This window comes from Blautia faecis, from assembly GCF_027662325.1.
In the GTDB taxonomy this organism is placed as follows: Bacteria; Bacillota; Clostridia; order Lachnospirales; family Lachnospiraceae; genus Blautia_A; species Blautia_A faecis.
Map to the genome: position 1 here is coordinate 1 of NZ_JAQDKY010000032.1, position 23,658 is coordinate 23,658.

Genomic DNA, 23,658 nt, shown 5'->3' on the forward strand with positions numbered 1-23,658 from the left:
AAAGAAATCGAGTACATCCTGGTGGAAACCAAAGCGCCGGATGGCTATGTGAGAAGCGAAAAAGAGGAATCCGTTGTATTTGAATACAAGGACGGTAAGACGAAAGAGATTGAAATTACCAAAGAGCTTACCAATGAGCGGATCCCGACTGGCGGCTATGTAAAATCCCCGAAAACAGGAGATGACACTAACATTTGGCTGCCAATCCTTCTTCTTGTTTTATCGGTGGGCGGAATTGCTGGAATCTTCTGGTACACCAAAAAGAAAAATCACGAGGAATAAGAAAACTGGACTGTCACGTTTGTGGCGGTCCTTTTTTCTTGCAAAAACATTGGAAATGGAGGAAGTTATGAAGCAGGTAAAAGAAATGGGGATTGTAGCGGTGTGCCTTTTGCTGCTTGGCTTTGGTATCTGTATGGGAATCGGAACTTATCTTATGTACCGGGATGGAGAAGAGGAATATGACAACCTGCTGGAATACGTTGCCGTGGAAGAACCAAAAGAAAGGAAAGATGGAGAAACACCAGAGGAAAACCAGGAAGAAACGGTTACCGTGGATTTTGAAGCTCTAAAGAAAATAAATCCAGAGATCATTGCCTGGATACGGATCCCGGACACCAGGATTGATTATCCGGTTGTGCAGGGAACTGACAATGAATATTATCTGAAGCATACCTTTAAAAAGACGGAACATGTGGCAGGAAGTATTTTTCTGGATAAAGATAATAGTCCGGATTTTACCAACCGTAAAACTATTCTATACGGGCATAATATGAAAGATGGCAGCATGTTTCAGGGGCTGCATAAATATGAAAGTGAATCGTATTTACAGGAGCATAATAAGGTATATCTGTATTTACCAGATGGGGAAGCCTTAACCTATACAGTCATAAAATGTGGCTATGTAAAAGCGGATAGTGATACCTTCTGGCTGGGAGAACAGGTGGAGACCAGGACACTTTTGTTATCCACCTGCGGCTCTGATTCTTTAAAACGGCTAGTGCTTTTTTGTGAACTGCCAGAGAAAGGTGAAGAGTCAGAGACAAATGGTGAGGATATAAGTATAGAAGTCTTTTAATTGCAGGAAGTTAAAATGCCATCTTTGATAGCAAAATTATCAAAGATGGCATTGTTTAGAAAGTGAAACTTAATTCGAGTTATTATGGCGTTTCCATATTTGCAGAAAAGGAAGTTATGGTCTCTGATTGCTTTGTGTGAAATTTTAACTGATTTTCAATATCACGTCCAGCGTACATTACTCTAAGAATTGTTACGACTTTCTTATTGGAATCAGGAATATAAAATATCACATAATTATCTACAGGTAATACACGAAGTCCACGACTTTTCCATGGTTCATTTTCATATTTTCGATACCGTTCTGGCATAATATCCAGACTTAAAATCTGTTCTTCAAGACGATCAAGCTGTCCGCTTGCATTTTCAGGGGATTGCAATTCAAATGCAATATATTCAAAAATCCCTCTTAAATCGTTGTCAGCCTGTTCAGATAATTCAACCTCATAGATCATATGCCATAATCATTGCGGATATCTGCAAAGGCTTTTTTCGCATTTTTAGCCCGTCCAGCTTGCATATCCGAATATCCTTTCTCCAATTCTTCATTGAATTCTGTTTCAGATAATGTATGAATGTCAACTGGTCTTGAAGATGGTAATTTCACTTCAAATGGAAGTCCCCTCTGTAAAATAATCTGTTTATAAAACATATTAATAGCACTGGAAGCTGGAATTCCAAGCGTAGACAAAATGTTTTCTGCTTTTTCTTTTACATCTGGTTCGATTCGTGCATATAAATTTGCTGATTTTGCAGCCATATAGATCCGCTCCTTTCAAGAGAAATAAGATATCTATAGTTATTATACACAAATGTCAGTACAATAGCAATACAATCTTGGGATTGAATCAGGTATAAATGGTGAATAGCTACTGTTCTGGAGACGATAAGATATATAGCAGAATATCTTCTTGACTATGATATATATCGCGATATGTACTAAACATAGAAAAGGAGCTTTGCTATGATGACAGCAAAATTGTTTGAAGATGCAGTGCAGAGTGCAACGGTGGAATCTGTTCATGCAGATTATATCATTACAAGAAATTTGAAAGATTTTACCAAAAGTAAAGTTATGGCATTTACACCAACCGAACTTTGGGCAAGAATTTGACTCTTGTGGTAAAAATGAAAAACATATTGTTTATAACACAAAATACAGAAAATGAATTGTTGACGCATACTATATCTTGTGTTATTATGATTTTGAGATTTGTATTTGTACCTGTAAAACAGGTAAGAATTTTTGGTTTCGGAGAAGCCCGAAAGAAAAATATGAGGAACATGGTTCCTGCCTTTTGTGAGAAATTAGGTCATTTAGAATGAAACGTTCTAAGTGGCCTTTTTTTATTGCAAAAAAACAAATACGAATCAACATCTTGAAAGGAGGAAAAATAAAAAATCCAAAAGAAAGGAGACTGGAAGAACTGGTAAGAGTAAAAGAAGGAAAATGATAACGGACATTTGGGATTCATTCTGAATGTTTTTTGTTATCGAATCAAAAACAACAAGGAGTGTGCACATGAATAAGTCTATATTTATCGGACGGATGGCAACGGATCCAAAGGTGATGTCTTCAGCGGGAAAAAAGACAGTCGCGTATTTTCGGATTGCGGTTGAGCGAAATTTCAAGCAGGAAGGAGCTCCGAATGCTGATTACTTTAGCTGTGTCACATTTGGGGAAAGAGCTGAGTTTGTAGCAAAGTATTTTTATAAGGGCAAAAAAATCGCTTTAGAGGGCGAGATGCATAATGATAACTATACAGGTAATAGTGGCGAAAAAGTATATGGTATGAGACTGCTTGTAAACGACATTGAGTTTGTAGACAGTAAGGACGAAAGTGAAAATGTGAGCCAGAACGGACGTACCAATCGGAATTCCTCACAGCCCTCACGAAATAGTGAATCAAATTCCAATGGACGATCCAGCCAGAATCCAGGAAATTCCTATCAAAATTCGCCATACTACAAAAACACGAACCAGGGGAAAACAAACCGTACAGGAAGTAAACCACAAAGAGCCCAGTCTTCACGCCAGAATTCACAAAACCGCTACAACGTAGATGAGAAATTTATGAATATGGGAAATGAAGAGATGGGAGATTTTTGCTGATAACAAAGGAGAAAAAAATGGAACGAGTAAAAAAATGGTGCCAGGCACACCAAAAAGCCTGCCTGATAACTGGAATTATAGGAATGCTTTTGTCACCCTTTTTATGGCCGCTGTTTTTAGCAGTGATTGTACAGAGTCTGACACTGGGCCTTCCAATTGCAGCAGGTATCTATTGTTACAAATATCTGAATGAAAAAAAGGAGAATCCGAATGAGAATGATGAACAAAAACGCAGCCACCCTGAAACCAAGAAACCAGCTCCCGGTAAAGTACGCGGTCATGCTGAAGCGCCCGGTGGCGTTCAAAAGAGTCCGGATGAAACGCGGTCAGAATCGGTAAAACAGAGGAGAAAGCAAGGAAGAAAACAGGGAAGAAAAAGAGGTGTTTCCGGAGGTGATGGACCAAAATGAAATGTAAAGCAGTCCGGTGTATCTATTACAATGCAGGAAATGGATACACCGTTGCCTCCTATGTGACGGAAGAAACCCTTCCCAAGGAAGTAAGCAGCCAGAAAAATGGCAGATATGGCATGTTTATGGCAATTGGAAATGAGCTTCCGACTGAGGATGGCCTTGAAGTAGAACTGAACGGAACCTGGAAAGACGGAAAATTTGGAATGCAGTATAAGGTTTCTTCTTTTCAGATTGTATTACCCACGAGCACAGAAGGAATCAAGGCATACCTGGCCTCTGACATTATTAAGGGAATCGGGCCAGTGCTTGCCGAGCGGATTGTAGACCGTTACCAGGAAAATACGTTTGAAGTTCTTGAAAAAAATCCTGAGAAGTTACTGGAAATCAAAGGCATTACCCGAAAAAAGCTCTCAGAGATTCTGGAAGGATACCGTGGCAGCGAGACTTTGCGGCAGTTAATGGTGACCTTATCTCCCTTTGGGGTGACACCAAGGAAGGTGGCGCAGATCCAGGAACACTTTGGAAATGCAGCCCCACTCATCATTCAGAACACGCCATTTCGTTTGTGCGAGATTCCTGGGTTTGGATTTCTAACGGTGGATCCGATTGCGGTAAAAGCAAAGAATTTTAAGCCAGATGAGCCTATGCGGATCAAAGCAGCGATTCTTCATATTATGTCGGAAGCAGAAGGCGAAGGCCATCTATACCTGACTTGTGAGGAAATCTTAAAGCGGACAGCCCTGCTTTTAAATCATAAAAAGGAAACCGGACTGGTGCCAGAAAGAGCCATCCGGGATGCCGGAAATGAAATGATCCGTAAGGATGGGACCCTGGTGTGTAGTGATGGCGGATTTTATTTAAAGAATAGTTTTCGTGCAGAACTTGGAGCCGCTACATCTCTGGTTAAACTGATCCTGCGAGGTGGGACACAAAGTTATCAGGTGGACTCCATTATAAGCAGCATTCAGAAAAAAGAGAAGATTCTACTAAATGTCAGGCAAAAAGAAGGAATTTTAAGAGCATTTCAATATCCGGTTACCATCATTACCGGAGGACCTGGACGTGGAAAGACGACAGATATCAGCTTTATCATTGAGGTAGAGAAAATTCTTCATAAGAACGCGGAGATACTGTTATGTGCTCCAACTGGTCGTGCCAGACGAAGGATGAGTGATTGTACTGCTTATCCCGCTCTGACGATTCATAAAGCAATTGGGTTAAAAGGAGAAGCGGGTGAGGAAGAATGGGACGAAGAGAGTATGCTGGAGGCATCTCTTATCATTGTGGATGAGTGCAGTATGATCGACATGCCACTTATGGATAAGTTTTTGTCTCGGGTGCCTATTGGAACCCGCCTGGTATTCTTAGGCGATAAAGACCAGCTGGAATCAGTGGGACCGGGAAATGTATTTAAAGAGATGATCGAGTCCGGTGTGATCCCAGTTACAATACTAACAGAGAGCTTCCGTCAGGAAGGAAAATCCACGATTATTCAGAATGCGGATAAGATAAACGAAAGGAAAACCAATCTGTTTTTTGATGATACGTTCCAGTTTTATCCGGCAAAAGATGATGAAGAAGCAGCTGAAATTATCCAGAAGCTCTACCGGGAAGAACTTCAAAAAAACGAAAACCGGGTAGAAGGGGTTCAGGTGCTCTCCCCGCTTCGAAAGGATACGAAGGTAGGTGCAGATGCATTAAATCCTGTCCTTCGGGATATCGTGAATCCGAAGCGGTACGGTTATCCGGAAATTAAGAATGGATCGACTACATATCGGGAGAGAGATCTCGTTATGCAGCTGAAAAATGAGGAAGATGTGGCAAACGGTGACGTGGGAGAAGTCCTAAATATCTATAAAGCAGACGGGAAAAGCAGGATGCGTGTAGATTTTGGGGATGGAAAAATCATGGAATATACCGAAGGGGATATATGGCCGTTAAATCTGGCTTACTGTATCACCGTCCATAAGGCACAGGGCTCGGAATATCCAGTGGTGATCCTGCCGATGCTCACCTGTTTTTATCGGATGCTGCGGAAAAATCTTTTCTATACCGCAGTCACAAGAGCAAGGCGTGGGGTGAAAATAGTAGGAAGTAAAAAGGCAATGGTAATCGCAATCAATAACGATACGGTGAGCAAACGAAATACCATGTTTGGTTACCGGATCAAAAAGATTTACAAAGCTTACCTGGAACAGGAAAAGAAATCAGCATAACAAAGATCAGCAGGATATGAGACGCAAAATGCTCATACCCTGCTTTTCCATATGGAGGAATCAAAATGCCAGAAATCTGTTTTTATGAACCATGGACCTATCAATTGGCATTGCCGGAAAAAATTGAGGCATATTTAAAGTTTGAAAAGAAAAAAAGAATCAGCTATGAAGCGGAAGACTGCTCCAGATATAATACGCGGACAAATGGAAAATCTGCAAAGCTTCATCCGCCTACTTTGGCTGCTATTTTTAAGCTTTTTGGAATGAAAGAGAAAGAAGAAGGTGCTGCCGGAATTCAGCTGGCAGAAAAGTCTGTTCGTTATTTTTGCCTGGAATACCCGGTGGAGAAGGAACTTTGTGTCATGACATACAATTATCAAAACGGAAGATTCTGTGGAATTAGAAAGAAAAATGATCCCGCAGGAGAAACAACAAAGATGCCTGGCGTTTTAAAGGGAAAATCTACCGGGGAGGAGTATCTTGCAATGCTTGTCTATGCAAGTATAGTTCCCGAAAGCCAGTATTACGACGATGAGTTTCATACCTGCTTTGATGAACTGAAACGTGCTATAAAAGCAGGACTGGCGGGGCAGGCACTCAAAATGTCTTTTCGCTGCTGCGATAACCTGTATCTGCGGATGACTGCCACAACGGAGGATGCCATTTCTTTTGACCGGAACCAGTTTGCGGAAGGAAAACTGAAGGATAGTTTTCACCCCTTTGACCTTAACTCCGGAATTTATGCGCCAAATGCCTGTATAATTGGTACTTTTAAGGTGCTGGGAGTAAAAGGGAGGAAGAAAGGTGCTGCTATTTCGGAGTTAAAGATGGAGTATGCAGGACATTTTAATTGCCGGCATAGTGAAAAAGAGAGGATTCCCACGCTTCCAGAGGATTACATTGTGAGCCAGGAGGTGGAAGAAATCCTGGAAATGGTCGTTCATACCCCGGCAAGGCTTTTTATGATGACGGGGGAAGCGGGAACTGGAAAAACCACAGATGCCAGGATGATCGCACAGATATTAGGTCTTCCCTATTATGTATTTACCTGTGGGCCTGGTACAGACGAGCTGGAGCTTCTTGCAAGTACGGTTCCAAACATGGGAACGAAAAAGAAAACGCTTCCAGTGCTTCCAGTCTTTTACGACCTTCAGATGGATCCAGCTTCCGCACTTTGTGTACTTAGCGGAACCTATGAAGAGGGCATTTCAGAAGAAGCTGCATTTGAAAAACTTTTGCGCCTTGCTTATGAAAAAGGATATGAAAGTGCAAGGGCAGAGAAGGATTTTTTGTTGCGGGAATCAGAGATCATAAAAGCGTGCCGTCTTCCTTCCGTTTTGGAAATTCAGGAGCCGTCCATGATTGAAAAACCAGGGACGCTTACAAGACTGAACTCTCTTTTTGATGATGGAGCGGTGACAGATCTGATTAATGGGGAAAAAATAAAGAGAAATAAAGATACCATTGTGATTATGACTACAAACCTGGATTATGTGGGCTGCGGAAATTTTAACCAGTCGGTCTTATCCCGTATGAGCCTGATCCAGCCCAAGCAAAATCTCACAGAAGAGGAAATGAAGCGGCGGGTTATTGCACGTACCGGATATGGGGATGAGAAAGGCTTAAACTTTATGGTTTCGGCCATTCAAAAAATCCATGCTTATCTGAAGGAAGAAGATCTTCAGGATGGTGTGTGCGGCTATCGGGAACTGGAAAACTGGGTGCGTACCTTTCAGGCAATTAAAGATGTCAGGCGCGCGGCACAGGTTGCGGTTATCAGTAAAGCCACAATGGATCCGGAGGAACAGGAACATCTGATGAAGACCTATGTGGAACCGTATTGTTAGAAACAGGAGAATCGAAATGAAGGATACTTATAGAGAGCGGATCAAGGAAGAACAAAAAAAGTTAAGCCCCAGTCAGGTCTTTTTTTCAGAAGGTTATCGGAAACTTTTTCGGGACCTTGCAAATGAAGTGGCAGGGGAAAAACTGGAGCAGCTGCTTTTGTACCAGAGTACAGAAGACGGACTGGCAGGCTGGAATGATGGGAAACGAATCGGCATCAACATTGGCAATCTCATCACAGGCAGCTTTTTAGAACTGGAACAAAAAAGTGACAGCCTGATCGGGATATTAGGACATGAATGCGGCCATGCCAGATTTACGGATTCTGTACTTCGGAAAGTCTATGTGCAGAACATGCTGGCAGGCGTCTGGTATCCGGATACACCAGAGCCGGAAAACGAGGACGAAGAAAAAGCCCTGAATGAGATGGATACCTGTCTGGCCGGGAAAAATCCAGTGGTGGTTCCCCTTCTGACAGAATGTGCGTCTTATATCAGCAACCTTTTAAATGATGTGTACATAGAGGAAAAGATGTGCAGCCTGTTTCCTGGAAGTATCAAAAAAGGAATTCTGATCAACCGGAGACGAAACGTGGAATGGATTCCCCCGTTAAAAGAACTGCTAGAGGGAAATTCAGATCCGGTTTCTGTTTTTTTAAAGGTACTTGTACAGTATGCCCTCCGGGGATATGCCAATTCCTGGAATATGGAAAGCTGTGAGATGCTGGATACCTTAAATGAGGTGAAGCAGTTTGTGGATCTGTCGGTGACAGCGGACAGTGACCTTATCCGTTACCAGGCCACCAACCAGATCCTGCTTAAGATGTGGAAGTATTTTCGGAATCTTTTGGAAGAACTGAAGCAGGAATGTCAGGAACCAGAAGAAAACGAGGAAGAACGACCACAGGAAGAAGAACCGCCGGAAGCAGAAATGCCTCAGGAAGAACCATCAGAAAAAGAGCCGCCAGAAGAGGACGAGCCACAAGAGGAACCGTCGCAGAAAGAACCACCGCAGGAAGAACCGGAAGAAGAAAAATCAGCAGGGGAAGAAAATTCTACAGAGGAAGATAGAAAAGAGGCATCCCAGGGAGAAGGAAAATCCGTGGGAGAAGATGAAGAGGAAGAAACAGAAGAATCCTCCACAGGAGAAAAGGAATCCAAAGAAGAGGAACCTGTAAAAGAAGGTGATACTTCTGGGGACAACAACCGGGAAGCTTCTAAGCAGACCGGGGATGAGGAGTCTCCAAATTCTTCAGAGGAGGAAAATAAATCAGAAACGGTATCTGAGAAAGCTTCTTCAGAAGAGAAATCTAAGGAAGCTGTAGGAGGAAAAGAAGATCCAAAAGATTTTTCTTCGGATTCCTCTGATGAGGATTTTCCGACAGATGCATCCGGAAATGGAAAGGATGAGGCGAAAACAGGGGAACAAAAAGAAGAGCTGACGGAAGAACAACTAAAAAAGCTGGAAGCAGCCATGGGGGAGTATCTAAAAGAACTGACCGAAGATCTTCCAAAATTTATTCAGGAATCGGAAGTGGATGAGACTGCCTTACCGGAACTTGAAAATGCCACTGTGGTCCAGGTTTCGAAAGAGGATAAGGAAGAAAGGGAAGGCGCAGATGAAAAATCCGACCTGATACTGCAAAAAATCCTTTTGGATTTAGTATCAGAAACCGTGGATCAGGACATGGGAGTAGAAGCCCAAACCCGTCTGCAGGAGGAACTGGACGGGATGGAATTTGAAGCAGCCCATAACATGGTAAAAAAAGAGGTCTTGTATAAGAATACCTTCACAGAAACAGAAAAAAGCTGGCTGTCTGCATATGAAGCTTCGGCAAGAAAGGTAGAAAAAAGGCTTCGGACCAGGCTTCTTCCAATCCTGGAAAACCAGAAGGAACGGACGGAACGTCGGATGTATCTTGGAAAAAAGCTGGATATGCGTGCCATTGCTGATCCAGGCGGTGCCGTATATAAGCGGATATTTCCCGGAAAGAAAACAGATGCGGTGGTCTGCGTGTTAGTGGACAATTCTGGCTCCATGATAGGCCATCGTATAGAAGCAGCCAAGGTAGCAGCCCTCACCTTATACGATTTTTGCAGACAAGCCGGAATCCCCATTCTGGTTTACGGACACCATACGGATGGTTACGAACATTGTGATCCAAGTGAGGAAACCGTTTATTTTCACAGTTATGCAGAATTCGAAGAAGACAGAAACGACCGTTTGCGGATCGTCACTATGGAAAACGATGGCAGTAACCGGGACGGGGCAGCCCTTCTATTTATGGCAAATAAGCTTTTAAAACGTCCGGAAAAACAAAAACTGTTATTCCTTATCAGCGACGGACTGCCAAATGCAACCCGTTATTTTGGAAGCTATGCCACAGCAGATTTAAAAAAGATCAAGGAAAAGCTCGGAAAGAAAGGAATTTTGTTTCAGGCTGCGGCGATTGGCTGGGATAAAGAAGCTATCCGGAAGATTTATGGAAATGCCTATCTTGATATATCAAGCTTAGAGCAGCTTCCCATCCGACTGACAAAGCAGCTGGCAAAATTACTTCGAAGAGTAAACTAAAAGGAGGAGCACGATGCAGCATAAAAAAAGAAAAAAGATTTATTCCGAACAGTTGTTACAGATCCATGAGGATTCAAAAAAGATACATCCGGGAAAGGAAATCTACGCAACCGGGTATGTGATCGAGCTGAAAAAAGATTGTTATTTTGCAGGCTTTCAGGATGGAAAAATTCTGTGCCGCTCATTTGAGTATGCCCGTTATTTTTCTAACACCCACAGTGCGGAACAGTTTGTAAAAGAATATCTTGGATATGCAGGATTAAGATGCAATCTTTGCAAGGTGGCCTGGGGGCTTGCCGTTCACGGATTAGAGCCCGGATGGAAGGAAAACCTGAAGCCCTATAAAAACCAGGGGCAGATCCTTCAGTTTTCGTCTTATCACGATGGCGTAAAATATCAAAAAGAAAACCATCTGGAACAGACAACCTATGTTCTGCCTCTTGTGGACAGGGAAAAAGAACTTTATATTGCAGCGTAACTTTTTGGGGGACAAGTCGTCCCCCTTAATTAATAGGAAGAAATAATTTTAAATGGAGGCAATAACATGACCGTAAGGAAAGCTGGAAAAGGAATCGTAAGAAGCGGAGGCGGAACTTACCAGATTGGATATACCGACCTGTATGGAATGGAACAGGAAACGGAACTTAGTGCATTCGGGATGAAGGATCTGGAAGAATTGTGGAGTTCCTTGTGTCCGGAATTTGAATGCCAAAAAAACAGTATCCGCTATATAGAAAGAGCATGAAGATAAAAACGCAGGGTTTTGTACCTACAGAAATGGAGTGAAAAATATGGGAATGTATCATAAAAATCACCTGGTGGGACCTGGTTTTAAAAGAATGGCAAAACGCCAGACTTCAAAAGGCATGAGAAGGGCAGCGAAAAAAAGCTGTCAGGAACATTTTGAGGACAGTATTACATTGACCAGAAAAAGCCATAACCTGCATGGGATTGATGCATTTAAGTTTAGTTGAAAAAGGAGAGGCAAAGAATGGAATGGAACATCTATAAAGACTGGCTGGATCCCGTCTTGTACCGGCAGATGGTATCCATGATCTATCAGCTGTCCTCAAATGCGGACAAAGAAGCATTTTTAAAACAGGAGAGAGAAAACAGCCTGTTTTATGGAATCTGTGAGCACAGCATGGAGGAAGAATATAATCTTCACTATCCCGGAGAAGTATTAGAGCGTATGAAAGAGCGGAGAACCATGACAAAACCGGTTTACCGGGCTCTTGGGCTTGCGCTTGCAGGGACATCCTGCATTCAGGAGACCTGTATGTTTAATGGTACCCAAAAAAGCGGCTTCTGGAAACAGTTTGGCAAGGTACTTGGAGAAAAGGATTTGTGTTACCTTGCAGTCCGGTGTCTGCTTGCAACAAAAGATCGCAAGCTCTGGGTGGATGCCCTGCACCAGTATCCATATGAAAAAGTGGAGGAAATGATCTTTATCCTTTCCGTTTTTCCAGAGTCGGATACGTTATGGCAGAAATTAAAGGGAAAGATCGCGGCCTGCTTTGGAAGGGAACGCAGGCTGTCTGTTTACGAAGACTGGCATTTTTATGCCTGGATTGCCATGAAATATGAGAAACGGCTGAAAAATGACCGGACCAAAGAAACTGCGGTGTTAAAACAGGTGATAAAACTTTCCCAGACAAATGCGGCGAATGCAAACGGGGCGTTGGAGGAACAGCTTATAAAAAATGGATATCAAAAAGAAGAGGTAATTTTTTTAAATGGCATATTGACAGGGGCACGAAGATACCTGAATCCGAACTCATTGACCGCGGAGAAGATTGCAGTAAGGGTATTGAAAACCTTTCTGCCAGGAGAAAAGATGTATCCGGATGTGGTGTATGAGTTATGTGAAACTCTTTTAAGAAAATACGACTGTTTTCCAGTGCGTCTTGGTGGACAGGAAAAAATCCAAAATTGTTTGTATGGAATGAAGGTGGAAAATGTCAGAACCTTCTTAACGCTGTTCCCTTTTCGGAAAAATGGGATGAAAGAGTGGCATTATATTAATTTAAACCAGGAAAAATGGCACTGCCTGGCTGCACAGCTTAAGGAGGAAGAGTTTGAAAAGTGCGTAAATGATACCCTGCGAAATGGGACATTTGAAAAACCAGAGCTGGAATCCTATCTTGCAGCCTATCAAAAGCTGACCGGACGGGAGTATGTGGAAATCTTCTGGAAGAAAATGGATTACGATCTTCGTCATGTCTTTCATCTGTTAAGCGAAAATGGGATCCTGGATGCCGTCGGTCTTATGAAACAATTTTTAAAGGGATACCGGGAAATGAGAAACAAAGAACCAGATCCAGATGCTTTTGAAACGGTTCCCTTTATGGGAGAGCCTGATACCAGGGAGGATCCAATCGGGGAGGCAGAAAAAGTATTTGGGGAGAAATGGGATAGCATGCTGTATTACCTGAAAGCAGATATGGAAGATATAAATACCATGACCAGTTTTTCCATGTTAAAGCTCGTCATTACCCAAATTGGAATAGAGGGAATCCCGGGAATTCTGGAACCATGGAGCATGATCCAGAGAACCTTTTCGTTGTATCCGTATGGAATTAGTCGTGGAGAATGCGAGATCTGCCGCCCGCTGTTGGAAAGAGGTGTACATCAGGAATTATTTATGTGGATCGAGGAACATCTGTTTTTAACAGATGTTGGAAACTACATCAGCTTTTTGAGGAGCATCCTGTTAAAAGACAGTACAGGACTTTGGATGGAACCAAAGGAAGCTATGCAGATGGCAAAAGAAATCCTTCCCTATCTGGAGGACAGTAGTGGGAAAGAAACGCTGCGAAGAAAATACATGTCAGAGGAAGAGCTGCGAAGCCTTGAAAGGGAAAAGGAGTGGAAACAGGTGCAGGAAACAAGGATGAGAAAGCTGGAAGAGGAAAAGAAAATCAAAAAGGAATTTAATCTTCTGCTTCGGAAAAATAAGGGGACAAATCAGCTTTTCGAACAGATCTATAACTTTTATTACTATGGAAGATATACGGAAAATTCCTTACGTGCCAGGATCATTCTTTCCTATATGCGGGATTATCTGGACAGAAGAGGAAAAATTGTAACCAGCAAAGAGGAAATAAAATATCTGTTGTTGCTGTTTCAGAACCTGTATAAAAATGAACAGATAGCGTTAGAGGGCATCAGGCAGATGATAGATTTGATGGAGGTTGCATAATGATAGAAGTGATAAAAAGACATTTAGCGGAACGAAATATGCTAAAAACGGCGGGCCTGTCTCTTTGTTACCTGGCAAAAAAGGGAGAAGAAAAATGTGTACGGGCAGCAGAAGCCATCATTCAAAATGAGGTTATGGATGTGATCCCGTCCTTGTGGGAACAGGTATGTTTGTACATGATGGAAGATCCGGAAACGATTACCTATCTTGGAAACCTGAAAAAAGAGGGATGTGAGCTGAATGCATACCGGTTCCAGCGGATCCTATTGGATGCAGGGATAGATAAAGTTTCAGATTTTTCCTATGAACAGGTAAAAGCCGTGTATTTTGATCCGCTGGTAACCGATGGAACCGCTTATTCTTATATGAAATATTATGGAGAGCAGAATGTAAGCAAAGAAGAAAAAGAACAGCTGGTAAAAAGCATTGCCATGTGTATGGATGTGCTGGACTTTGAGAAGGCAGGGGAAAAAGACCGTATGCTGCTTGTGAATCCGGTATTTTCTTCAGAGCTGCTGCTTGATCTATTGGAAAATGTAAACAACCTTAAAATTCTTCAAGATCAAGATCTGATGGAGCTTGTTAACACGCTTGCCGGGTATGAAGCTGAGATCCGGTCTCTAAATCAGAATCAGTTCGATCAGATGAAGGAAAGACCTGTTGAGATACTGGAAAAGTTAAGGATTGTGACCAGGTACATTGAAAAAGAGAATCTGACAGATGGATTAAACTTATGGCTGTGGAATGAAGCTCTGTATGAGGATTTGTGTAAACTGGAACGGGCATTTACAGATGGCGCGGATCCAGCCGAGGTATTTTCCAGCAAAGTGTCCTATGTGAATACCCTGTACCAGAATCCCGTATCAAAAATTTCCCTGTCCAGTCTAAGTGAAGAAAAGTCCGAGATTCTATTATATGCCATCACACAGAAAAAGAAGGCATTCTTAAATCTGATCAATGAGGAAGCGGAACTTTTTTATGATCTTCCAAATGCTTCCATGCTGTTAAAGAAAGAGGTGTACCAGGAGTATATAAACTTAAATACCCTTAATCGGAAGAATTTAAAAGATAGTGCGGATCTGATTTTATTGCGTGACAGATTTGAACTTTTGGCAAAACGGGAGCATACATTTGAAGAGTTAAAGCTTCTTTGTACTGCAAAAGAGGCGGTGATCCGTTTGTATGAACAGCTGACCTGCAAATGTGATGAAAGACTCCTGGTTCTTCGGGAACTGATAAAACGGGAGTGTGTGCCGTATTCCTTTTGGAAAGGACAGATAGAACCACTTGCAGCTGCGTTATCCCAAAAGCCGTTATCCAGATGGATCCGGGAGGACTTTTGGAACATTCCGGATTTAAGCTACGGAACGGCACTGTGGCTTCTTGTTTACCGGGAGCAGCTAAAAGGCATGGAAAAAGAGATCACCATGGAACAACAGGCCCTCTATCTGTTAAAAGATCTGGCACTGGTAAAAGAGTGTGATTCGTTAAGTGAATTAAAAGAAAAGCTGATCTTAGGGGATGTTTCCTGGGGGCTGCTAAAAGAAAAACTGTCGTTTTCAGAAGAATTTGTACAAAATAATGCTGCTCGGATTGGCAACTTTCTATTTGTAGGCGGGGCTGAGATCATGGAAACTTTTCTGGAACGGCAGCCCTCCAAAATCGAAGAGATCCGGAGGCTGGTGACAGCAGAGCTTCTTGGAAAATTTGACGAACTGAAATATCCATCCGGGGATCTCATGCGTGAGATTGATTTTGAGGTATCCGAAGAAGCGGAAAAAGAATGGAAAAAAGACAGGACTTTTACTAGAGGAAACCTGGTATTAAAAGAGGAAACCGGTCTTCTTCCAGTCATGCAGATTGGAGAGATTCCAAGCTATTCCTGCCTCTCCTACCGTTCAGGGTTAAACAGCGATTGCCTGCTGTCCTGTTTTGATTCGAATAAAAAGTTTTTCTTTATCCGAAAAAATGGACAGGTGGTATTTCGGGCGATGATAAGGCTGACCAAGGGATCCTACGTGGGTGACAGAATGCGAAAAAAGATCCAGTTTGCAGATCTGTCAGGAGCTGGGAAACCAAAAGAAGAGGAAGGGGAAGAACTGGTATTGTTCTTGGAGCGTTATTACGAGAAAAACCTGGCGTATGAGGAACAGGATCAGGCAGTATACCTTGCATTTGTGGCTGCAAAAGAAAAAGCCAAAAAGCTGGGAGCCAGGTTGGTTCTTAGCTGTTACTACCAGGATGATGTGAAAACAAAGGAATATATAAAGAGTAACTACTATTTATATATTTCCAAATCCAAAAACGGCAGCCAATACCTGGATAGCCTATACGGGGAAGCGTCAGTATCGGATTCCGGAGACTATAGCAGCAATATCTTTTTGCTGGAAAATAAAGAACAGGAGGTGGCTGCGTGAGCATTCAGGAACTAAGAAAAGAACAGGCAAGAAATTTAAGGTACAAGAAGCCCATTGCAAAAGGTCTGAACTGGCAGGATATTTGGGATGACCTGTATGAAATGTACGAAGGGTGTACCCTTGTGATCTGGTTCATGGATGATGATAAGGAAACTCTTTTAGAGTCTTTAAATGATGATGAATCCGAAGTTGAGGAATATAAAATTGCATTTTCTACCTTAGAAGCAGACTGTGACCAGCTGATGGCAGCTCTTCAGGAAGAGTGGATTCCCGAGTGCTTCAACCTGTTTTTTGTGGCTGCACAAGCCGGGGATTATCTTGGTTATGATATTTTTGAGCGTGATTATTTCGGAATCAACGGAGAAGAGGCCTGGGCGGAGGATGTGGCAAAAGAAAAGCTCATGCGTCTTACCAAAGAGGAACTGATCGCATCAGTACGCCAGTGCTTTAATGTTTATCGCTCCTACGTCGGGCTTCGGTACCGGTATGACAATCTGACTGCAGCCATGAATTTTATAAAGGGAGAGCACACAGACTATCTGGGAATCGTAAAGCGAATTGAAGATTTATATGAAGGAGCTTGTAAGGAAAAGGGAGCTTATGCGAAGGATACAAAAGCCTGGCGTGACTTTGACAGCTTTGCAAAAAAAGTTCCAAATGAAGTGTGGATCGTATAAAAGGAAAAGTGGGGAAGTGTGTATGGCAAAGGCATTATATGATTTATGTAGAAAGGACGGAACGGTGATGGTTTATTCCATCACCGGACCGGAAGTGGCAGCAGCAATCGGCTGTAAGCTGCAGGATGTTTATAATTCTGCGTGTTATGGACAATTGATCCAGCATACCTATTATGCGGAAGTGATTGACCGTCCGCTTAGCAGGCGAAAGGATATTACCCTCTTAACGGAATATGATCGTGTCCGCAAGGAATTTCTAAAGAGACACAAAAACAGAAGAAAATTGTTTGTTGAATAGGAGAAAGTAAGGGGCTGGAAACAGTCCCTTACAAAAATACTGAGAATTGTGACGTGAAGTGTGTTGTTGGGAATGGCAACTCTTTTGGAAAATCGATCGGGTATTTTATGCATTGGTTTTGACAAAAAATATATTTTACAGTACTGTGATAGAAAAAGGAGTATTGGAAATGAAGCTACAGGATAGATTGGAACAATATTTAGAATATTGCATTTACAGAAAAGAACTGGACTCAAAAACGGTAAAAGCGTACCGGATCGACTTGAATCAGTTCTTTTCTTTTGTATGCTGTGATGCGCCAGAAAAAGAAACGATTGAGTGGTATATTACGGAGCTGCATAAAAAATATAAGCAGAAAACGGTGAAAAGAAAAATTGCATCGGTAAAAGCCTTTTATAGTTACCTGGAAGAAGAGGAACTGTTAGAACAGAATCCGTTTCGAAAAATAAAAGTTAAATTTAAAGAAACAGTAGTTCTGCCTCGGATTATCCCAAGAGATGAGATAGAGAAGCTCTTAAATTATATGTATACTTACCTGAATGGTCTTTCTGGCATGGGATATAAATATGGTTTGCGTGATGTAGCAGTTGTAGAGCTGTTTTTTGCCACTGGAGCCAGAGTATATGAAATATCAAATATTCGAAATGAGAGTATGGATTTGAATTCTGGGCGTATACGAATTATGGGAAAGGGAGGAAAAGAACGGTATATCCAAATCAGCAATAAAACAGTTTTAGAAATTCTGCGGAAATACTATGTAGAAAATGAGAGGGAAATAAAGAAGTGTGGATATTTTTTTGTGAATAATAGAGGAAACAGATACACAGAACAATCTATTCGTTTTATGTTAAAGAAATACACGAAGAATGCTGGGATTGAAACAAAAATTACACCCCACATGTTCCGACATTCCTTTGCTACATATTTGATTGAGGAAGGCGTAGACGTGAGCTGTGTGCAGCAGATTTTGGGGCATTCCTCAATAAAAACAACTCAGATCTATATTCACGTAGCAGCCAAAAAGCAAGCGGATATTTTGCGAGAACGACATCCGAGAAATAATATGAAAATTATGGATGCTGCGTGATATTAATATTTAGAATATTGGAGCAGTAGGCCAGCTGAAAGCAGGTGGCCTTTTTCATGTGCATAAATGTGAAATGCTGGAAATCATGTAATAGCATTTTTCAAAAAATAATTATATAGTATTAAAATATGGAAAATTTGTATGAAATTTGATATAATCTTTATAGATAATTCTTAATTATCTTAATAAATAAGACATTAGGAGGCAGTGAAATGATTTCACAAGAAAATTCGACAGGTAGACCATTGGCAGATGCAAAATGGTTAGAAAATCACCATCGTGCAAAACTACCTGAAAGAACTGCTTTTGCTAAGAAATTAGCAAAATTGAATCCGAAAAATATTGTTGACTTAGGCTGTGCAACTGGTTTATGGCTTGAGCTTTTGAATGATATACTCCCGTCCGATTGTGAATTTATCGGCATAGATAGTGATAAAGAATCTCTAAAATTAGCAACTGAACGAAGCAAATTATGGGACAGAAAAGTTAAATTTCTTCATTTAGATTTGGAAAAGGAAGTTGACAAAATACCTCCCAGTGATATAACTTTAGCCTTTAATATTTTTCCATATATTGACGATCTGGATTCCTTTATAAAGGCGTTATGGAATAGATCTCCACATGGAGTTCTTGCAGTACGGCAGTACGATGGTGCTTCAATTCGTTTTGGTCCAATGGATACAGCTATAAGACAAAAGATGGAGTTGGATTTAAGAATAGCAACTGAAAATAGTCAAAAATTTCACCATTATGATATGGACAGGACATTTTCAGCTTTGCATAAATCCAACTATAATAATTTTGAATATAGTTTCGAATTATTTGAACGAGTGAGTCCGTTTGATGAAAACTTTATTCCCTATTATCAAGGCACGCTCATCTGGACCATTCAGCATTTATCTGAAGTATCTGCAAATAATCTAAAAAAATGGATGGAAGCTGACGCGCTTATGAAAAATCGCTATTTTTATGAAGTTGATTTAGTTGCTCTACTGTCATAATCTTCGACCGCAACACGCCACAGACCTTTGTATTGCGCAGCAAACATATTAAGTATTTCAGTATCTCTAGATAGCAATACAACTGGGTCTTGTGGTATATCTCTAAAATCCCAGTTAAATAAAACTTCTTTAGTACCATCTTTATATGTCAGAATAACAAAACCGATTTGGGGTTCTGATTGTGCAATCAGTTTATATTGGTAATTGCCTTTATGCTTTTCAGATACTTGACTGTCTATTTTTTTGAATCGTTCAAGTGCGGATTTATCTCCAATATCTTTCCAAGTTAGACCTTGATTTACATTTTTGGCAATTTTAGCAAATGATTGTTGATAAGAAGTACCATCATATAAGCGTTCATTCGTTTGAATCTCTTCATCTTCGAAATTAAAAGAAGTATTTTGTACATAATCTAAAACAGGCAATCTATTAATAATATATTCCCAAGCGTATTTTGGGGTTCCCATTTTTGTTACATGTAAATAGTTTTTTACGGTTTCACAAATAAGTTCAGAATCCTCAGATACTTTTTGCACTTCATTGTGAGTAGTTATATTTTGCCCAATAATCAACACAATTATAGAAAGTAAAAATGCTGGCACAGCTGCTAATGATGATTGCGAAGTGTATTTTAATGGATCGATATAATAAGTTATTACAAAAGTTGCAATAGTCAAAACCGAATTAAATATCAACAGAATCAATTGTTTTGTTGATGAATTCATTTTTTTCATATGAGTCCTCTCTCGTATAATTATAGCAGATAATTAAGAATTATCCTGTATTCAGTTCCAAAATATAAAGTATTATGAATTTTGAGGAGAAGTAGACGAAAAACGATCAAAAAAGTCAGAAGGTGAATTATAAAAAAACAGCACAAATTTTCATTTCTCCATATAAACTACATAATATTGTCAGGGAAATCCTGGAGCAGCATAATGCCTGGTATGAAATGACGAATACAAAGGAGGGCGTTTTGTTCCAGTTTAAAATAGAAAACGGAACCTGCACTTTATAAAAAGCAGAATTTGATAAATTGTTTTATATTATCAGAAGAATACGGAAATTATAGGATAATCGGTTTGATAAAATGGTGGATAAGCCCCCGATAGTATGGATCTATATAACTATGCTGTCGGGGCTTTTGTAGTTGCGGATGTATATAAGACATTAAGATACAGATTATAAAATATTTTATCAGATATGCAAATGGTTATTTAGAATTACAGGATCTAAGTAGATTACGAAAAAATGAATCAATAGGTTAATCAAACAAGAAAGTGATTTTCATTTATATGTAAAAATTACTGAAAAGTAAATTAGAGATGTTATAAATATAATAAATTTTTAAAAAATCTTTTAGAATGATTGACAAAATTATAGATAAATGTTATGATTTTAACAACAAGAGAATAATTATGTGGTCGGCTCCTAAAGAGCCTGTTTAAGACAATCCAGTGGAATTCTGGAACTAGACCTTTGTGTTTACCTGTGTATAGCATTTTGTATCATGAGTGCTTAAGTCAGACCATACTACACGTAGCGAAGACTCCTATATCTATTTATAAGGGGACTTCGCTTTTGTTATCTAAATGTGATTTTTCACGGTCAAGATCTGAGTTATAGGCAGACCTTGATTTGGAGAATAAAGAAACAGGAAGGAGGGCCACAGGTCGGATTAGCAACAAAATGATAACTAAAAATTACAAAAAGAAAAATGGTTTTAAATTGAAAGGAGACAACACCATGAAAAAGAATTTTAAACGAGTATCCGCTATTATCTTAGCAGCAGCAATGTCAATGAGCTCAAGCGTAATCGCTTCCGCAGCAAAGATGAATATCTATGTTAGAGATTACGATCAGAAAGTAACAAATATTTATCAGGAAACTTCAACTACCCCAACAATTGTACTTGATACGAATCCTGGTGAGTCTATCTATGAAGCTATTGCAAAAGGAAAAGTAGCAAGCGATTCTAATAATGCGTTAACAGCAAGCATTAGTTCTGATTGGAATAAAGTAACCAATAAAGATGGCTCAATTGACTGGTATTTGATTTCTATGGGAATTAATAATCGTGCTAAGACATCGTTTGCTACAAAAACAAATGACAATAACTATTCAGATTTGGAATACGATGATGAAGGCAATATCATTCATGGCGTATGGAGCGGACATTCTTGGATGTGGCTGGAAGGTGGTATGGAAAGTATTAACAGTACAGCGTATCCGGAATATACAATGAGTGATGCTGTGTGCCCGGCAAGTGATTTTTCAATCATCTTAAGCTATGATCATTCTGAATTAAAATGGTAAGTAGGTGACAGTGAGAGATGAAACGTAAACAATTTTTTTTCATTCTTTCTACTTGCTTAGCCTTATCTGCATATAGTCCAGTAAGTGCAGCAGAAGCTACATTTAGTAGTTTTGAAGAAGATGAGACATTTGTATCAGAAGATGAGGACTCTTTTTGGGATGAAAATTATGATATTATAGATGATGAAAATGATGACTATAATTTCGTTGATTCTGAAGAATGTGGAGAGACTGAACAGGCTGAAATATTTGCTGATGAAGCTGATACAGGATATACAATAGTAAAAAATGGGGTACCAATCGAGTTTAAATATGATGGGACAACATTATATTTTAGGCTAACGGAGGGTGCAACAGAAGGAAAATTACCAGATTGGGGATCTGTTGCTGGAGCAATGTGGTGTCGTGGCAAGCTACAGACAAGTGCACAGAACGTAACGAAAATCGTTATCGGTGAAGGAATAACAGCTATTGGCAAGAATAATTTTTGCAAAGGCGGAAATAAGTTATTTGAAAACTTAACAGAGGTTGATGTGCCGTCAACACTTTCTGAAATCGGTTTCGGAGCATTTCAGAATGACACTAAATTAGTGAAGTTTGATTTTAATAATATAAAATCAATTGGTGATGTTGCGTTTGCTGGCACTGGATTTACTGACGTTACAATTCCTTTAGATGGTGTTATTCTTGGAAGCAATGCTTTTTATAATTGCAAGAATTTATCATCAGTTTCCATTGGTGATTCTGAATTATCAGATGGAATATTTTCAGATTGTAATTCTTTAGCTGATATTCATTATGCGAGTAAATTAGTGAATATTCCAGCAAATGCATTTCAAAGAACTGCACTATCCTCTTTTAATTTTGATGGAGTTGAATCTATCGGTAAAACAGCATTTCAAGGAACAAAATTAGAAACAATTAGTCTGCCAAATGTAAAAGATATTAGTTCTTATGCATTCTTAGGATCATCGGTGAAAAAGATTTCATTCGGCAATGCAGAAATAAATGTTGCTGAAGATGCATTCTCTAATTGTAATGATTTGACAGCAATTTGTTATGTTGGAAGCAGAGAACAGTGGAAAAATCTAGCAATCAGCGCATCAGTTTCTGAGAATGTTCAAATTCATTGCAAGGCAGATAGTGTAGAACCTAAAGTTGCTACTTGTACCGAAACAGGATTGAAAGAGGTTGGTGTTTGCGAAGTATGCGGTGATCATTATTCATATGCAGACGATGAAAACGTACTTCCTGTAGACACTGTGAATGGACACAACTGGTCAGAGGATTATGTGGTGGATCAGGAAGCAACCTGCACAGAGCCTGGCTCCAAGAGTAAACATTGTACAAGAGAAGGCTGCGATGCGAAAAATGATACCCAGGAAATTAAAGCTCTCGGACATGATTATGTTTCCAAAGTAACAAAAGAAGCAACCTGCACAGAGAAAGGAATTCTTACTAAGACTTGTAGCAGATGCAACGACGTTGTAACAGAGGAAATTCAGGCACTTGGTCATGATTTTGCGAAAGACTATACCGTAGATGTGAAAGCTACTTGCACAACTGACGGTAAGCAGAGCAAGCATTGCTCCAGATGTGATGCGAAAACAGATGAGCAGAAAATTCCAACACTTGGACATGATTTTACATCTAAAGTTACCAAGGAAGCTACTTGTACAGCTGATGGCGTGATTACCAAAACCTGCAGCAGATGTGATGCAACTGAAACAGAAGCAATCAAAGCAACTGGACATAAGTTTGGTGACTGGAAAGTAGCTGCTGACGCAACTGTTTTCGTACCAGAGCAGCAGGAGAGAATCTGCGAGACTTGTGGAGAAAAGGAGACAAAGACAGTAGGAACTGCTTTAAAAGCGACAGCCACTGTAAATGCTTCTACATTAAAACTGAAAATAAAGCAGTCCACATCGGGTCTTAAAGTTACTGGTCTTGCAAAGGGGGATTCCGTAAAGACATGGAAATCCACCAATACTAAGATCTTTACTGTAAAGGGAAGTGCAAACGGTACCTGCAAGCTTACAGCAAAGAAGGCTGGTACTGCAAAACTTCAGATCACTCTTGCAAGCGGCCTGAAAAAGACTGTAACTGTGAAAGTGCAGAAAGCTGCTGTAAAGACTACAAAGGTTACTGTAGCAAATACAAAAGTAACAGTTAAGAAGGGCAAAAAAGTTACCCTGAAACCAGTGGTAACTCCATTTACCTCCAAACAGAAGGTTACTTACACAAGTTCCAATAAGAAAGTGGCAACGGTTTCCACTAAGGGCGTTGTAACTGGAAAGAAAAAAGGAACAGCAAAGATCACAATTAAATCTGGTTCCAAATCAGTAAAAGTTACTGTTCGGGTAAAATAAGTATTAGGATCAAGGCTCTTCTTCCGTGAGGAAGGGGAGCCTTTTTTAGAAGG

The 23,658-nt window shown here is 40.3% G+C and carries 22 protein-coding genes; 19 read left to right on the forward strand and 3 right to left on the reverse strand.

Annotation, left to right across the window (positions count from 1 at the left end; genetic code table 11):
* Positions 1-282, forward strand: a 282-nt coding sequence (locus PGQ38_RS13915; protein WP_270432185.1) for an LPXTG cell wall anchor domain-containing protein, incomplete at its 5' end; no start/stop codon positions are given.
* A gap of 67 nt (positions 283-349) precedes the next feature.
* Positions 350-1,078, forward strand: a complete 729-nt coding sequence (gene srtB / locus PGQ38_RS13920) for a class B sortase (protein WP_270432188.1) — start codon at positions 350-352, stop codon at positions 1,076-1,078.
* Between the two features lie 82 nt (positions 1,079-1,160).
* On the opposite strand, the gene PGQ38_RS13925 is transcribed toward srtB, so the two are convergent.
* Both PGQ38_RS13925 and PGQ38_RS13930 read right to left on the reverse strand, forming a co-directional pair.
* Complete coding sequence (locus PGQ38_RS13925; RefSeq protein ID WP_118580600.1) at positions 1,161-1,532, reverse strand: type II toxin-antitoxin system RelE/ParE family toxin; 372 nt, start codon at positions 1,530-1,532, stop codon at positions 1,161-1,163.
* Complete coding sequence (locus PGQ38_RS13930) at positions 1,529-1,837, reverse strand: type II toxin-antitoxin system RelB/DinJ family antitoxin (protein ID WP_118580603.1); 309 nt, start codon at positions 1,835-1,837, stop codon at positions 1,529-1,531. Before PGQ38_RS13930 ends, PGQ38_RS13925 begins: the two co-directional genes overlap by 4 nt.
* Before the next feature lie 204 nt (positions 1,838-2,041).
* On the opposite strand from PGQ38_RS13930, the gene PGQ38_RS13935 reads away from it, so the two are divergent.
* The 15 genes from PGQ38_RS13935 (at position 2,042) to PGQ38_RS14005 (ending at position 18,920) form a co-directional block, all read left to right on the forward strand.
* On the forward strand, positions 2,042-2,191 hold the full coding sequence (locus PGQ38_RS13935) for a hypothetical protein (protein WP_226855071.1): 150 nt from the start codon (positions 2,042-2,044) through the stop codon (positions 2,189-2,191).
* Positions 2,192-2,599: 408 nt separating this feature from the next.
* The gene (locus tag PGQ38_RS13940; RefSeq protein ID WP_177968736.1) at positions 2,600-3,190 is read left to right on the forward strand and encodes a single-stranded DNA-binding protein; all 591 of its coding nucleotides are present in this window, start codon (positions 2,600-2,602) and stop codon (positions 3,188-3,190) included.
* A 17-nt stretch (positions 3,191-3,207) separates the two neighbouring features.
* On the forward strand, positions 3,208-3,600 hold the full coding sequence (locus PGQ38_RS13945) for a hypothetical protein (RefSeq protein ID WP_177968737.1): 393 nt from the start codon (positions 3,208-3,210) through the stop codon (positions 3,598-3,600).
* The gene (gene recD2, locus PGQ38_RS13950) at positions 3,597-5,819 is read left to right on the forward strand and encodes an SF1B family DNA helicase RecD2 (protein WP_270432234.1); all 2,223 of its coding nucleotides are present in this window, start codon (positions 3,597-3,599) and stop codon (positions 5,817-5,819) included. The genes PGQ38_RS13945 and recD2 overlap by 4 nt, the downstream gene beginning before the upstream one ends.
* Before the next feature lie 65 nt (positions 5,820-5,884).
* Positions 5,885-7,666, forward strand: a complete 1,782-nt coding sequence (locus PGQ38_RS13955) for a P-loop NTPase family protein (RefSeq protein WP_270432236.1) — start codon at positions 5,885-5,887, stop codon at positions 7,664-7,666.
* Positions 7,667-7,682: 16 nt separating this feature from the next.
* A complete protein-coding gene (locus PGQ38_RS13960; RefSeq protein ID WP_270432239.1) occupies positions 7,683-10,238 on the forward strand; it encodes a cobaltochelatase CobT-related protein in 2,556 nt (851 codons plus the stop codon).
* 13 nt (positions 10,239-10,251) lie between these two features.
* The gene (locus PGQ38_RS13965; RefSeq protein ID WP_118580618.1) at positions 10,252-10,716 is read left to right on the forward strand and encodes a hypothetical protein; all 465 of its coding nucleotides are present in this window, start codon (positions 10,252-10,254) and stop codon (positions 10,714-10,716) included.
* A 66-nt stretch (positions 10,717-10,782) separates the two neighbouring features.
* Positions 10,783-10,983: a hypothetical protein gene (locus PGQ38_RS13970; RefSeq protein ID WP_270432241.1), complete on the forward strand. Its 201-nt coding sequence runs from the start codon at positions 10,783-10,785 to the stop codon at positions 10,981-10,983.
* 46 nt (positions 10,984-11,029) lie between these two features.
* The gene (locus PGQ38_RS13975; RefSeq protein WP_173718716.1) at positions 11,030-11,212 is read left to right on the forward strand and encodes a hypothetical protein; all 183 of its coding nucleotides are present in this window, start codon (positions 11,030-11,032) and stop codon (positions 11,210-11,212) included.
* A 17-nt stretch (positions 11,213-11,229) separates the two neighbouring features.
* Complete coding sequence (locus PGQ38_RS13980; protein WP_270432243.1) at positions 11,230-13,440, forward strand: hypothetical protein; 2,211 nt, start codon at positions 11,230-11,232, stop codon at positions 13,438-13,440.
* Positions 13,440-15,857: a hypothetical protein gene (locus tag PGQ38_RS13985; protein ID WP_270432246.1), complete on the forward strand. Its 2,418-nt coding sequence runs from the start codon at positions 13,440-13,442 to the stop codon at positions 15,855-15,857. The genes PGQ38_RS13980 and PGQ38_RS13985 overlap by 1 nt, the downstream gene beginning before the upstream one ends.
* Positions 15,854-16,534 carry a hypothetical protein gene (locus PGQ38_RS13990; RefSeq protein WP_270432249.1) on the forward strand — a complete coding sequence of 227 codons (681 nt, stop codon included), beginning with the start codon at positions 15,854-15,856 and terminating at the stop codon, positions 16,532-16,534. Before PGQ38_RS13985 ends, PGQ38_RS13990 begins: the two co-directional genes overlap by 4 nt.
* Positions 16,535-16,556: 22 nt before the next feature.
* Positions 16,557-16,832, forward strand: coding sequence for a hypothetical protein (locus tag PGQ38_RS13995; protein ID WP_195379816.1), 276 nt, complete (start codon positions 16,557-16,559; stop codon positions 16,830-16,832).
* A 169-nt stretch (positions 16,833-17,001) separates the two neighbouring features.
* Positions 17,002-17,919 (forward strand): tyrosine-type recombinase/integrase, encoded by a 918-nt coding sequence (locus PGQ38_RS14000; RefSeq protein ID WP_270432251.1) that lies wholly within the window; start codon positions 17,002-17,004, stop codon positions 17,917-17,919.
* A 212-nt stretch (positions 17,920-18,131) separates the two neighbouring features.
* A complete protein-coding gene (locus PGQ38_RS14005) occupies positions 18,132-18,920 on the forward strand; it encodes a class I SAM-dependent methyltransferase (protein WP_118580645.1) in 789 nt (262 codons plus the stop codon).
* On the opposite strand, the gene PGQ38_RS14010 is transcribed toward PGQ38_RS14005, so the two are convergent.
* Complete coding sequence (locus PGQ38_RS14010) at positions 18,887-19,654, reverse strand: hypothetical protein (RefSeq protein WP_118580642.1); 768 nt, start codon at positions 19,652-19,654, stop codon at positions 18,887-18,889. The two genes, PGQ38_RS14005 and PGQ38_RS14010, sit on opposite strands and share 34 nt — an antisense overlap.
* 904 nt (positions 19,655-20,558) lie before the next feature.
* Here PGQ38_RS14010 and PGQ38_RS14015 point away from each other — a divergent pair.
* Both PGQ38_RS14015 and PGQ38_RS14020 read left to right on the forward strand, forming a co-directional pair.
* The gene (locus PGQ38_RS14015) at positions 20,559-21,236 is read left to right on the forward strand and encodes a hypothetical protein (RefSeq protein WP_195700027.1); all 678 of its coding nucleotides are present in this window, start codon (positions 20,559-20,561) and stop codon (positions 21,234-21,236) included.
* 17 nt (positions 21,237-21,253) lie between these two features.
* On the forward strand, positions 21,254-23,605 hold the full coding sequence (locus PGQ38_RS14020) for a leucine-rich repeat protein (RefSeq protein WP_195700026.1): 2,352 nt from the start codon (positions 21,254-21,256) through the stop codon (positions 23,603-23,605).
* Positions 23,606-23,658: the final 53 nt, after the last annotated feature.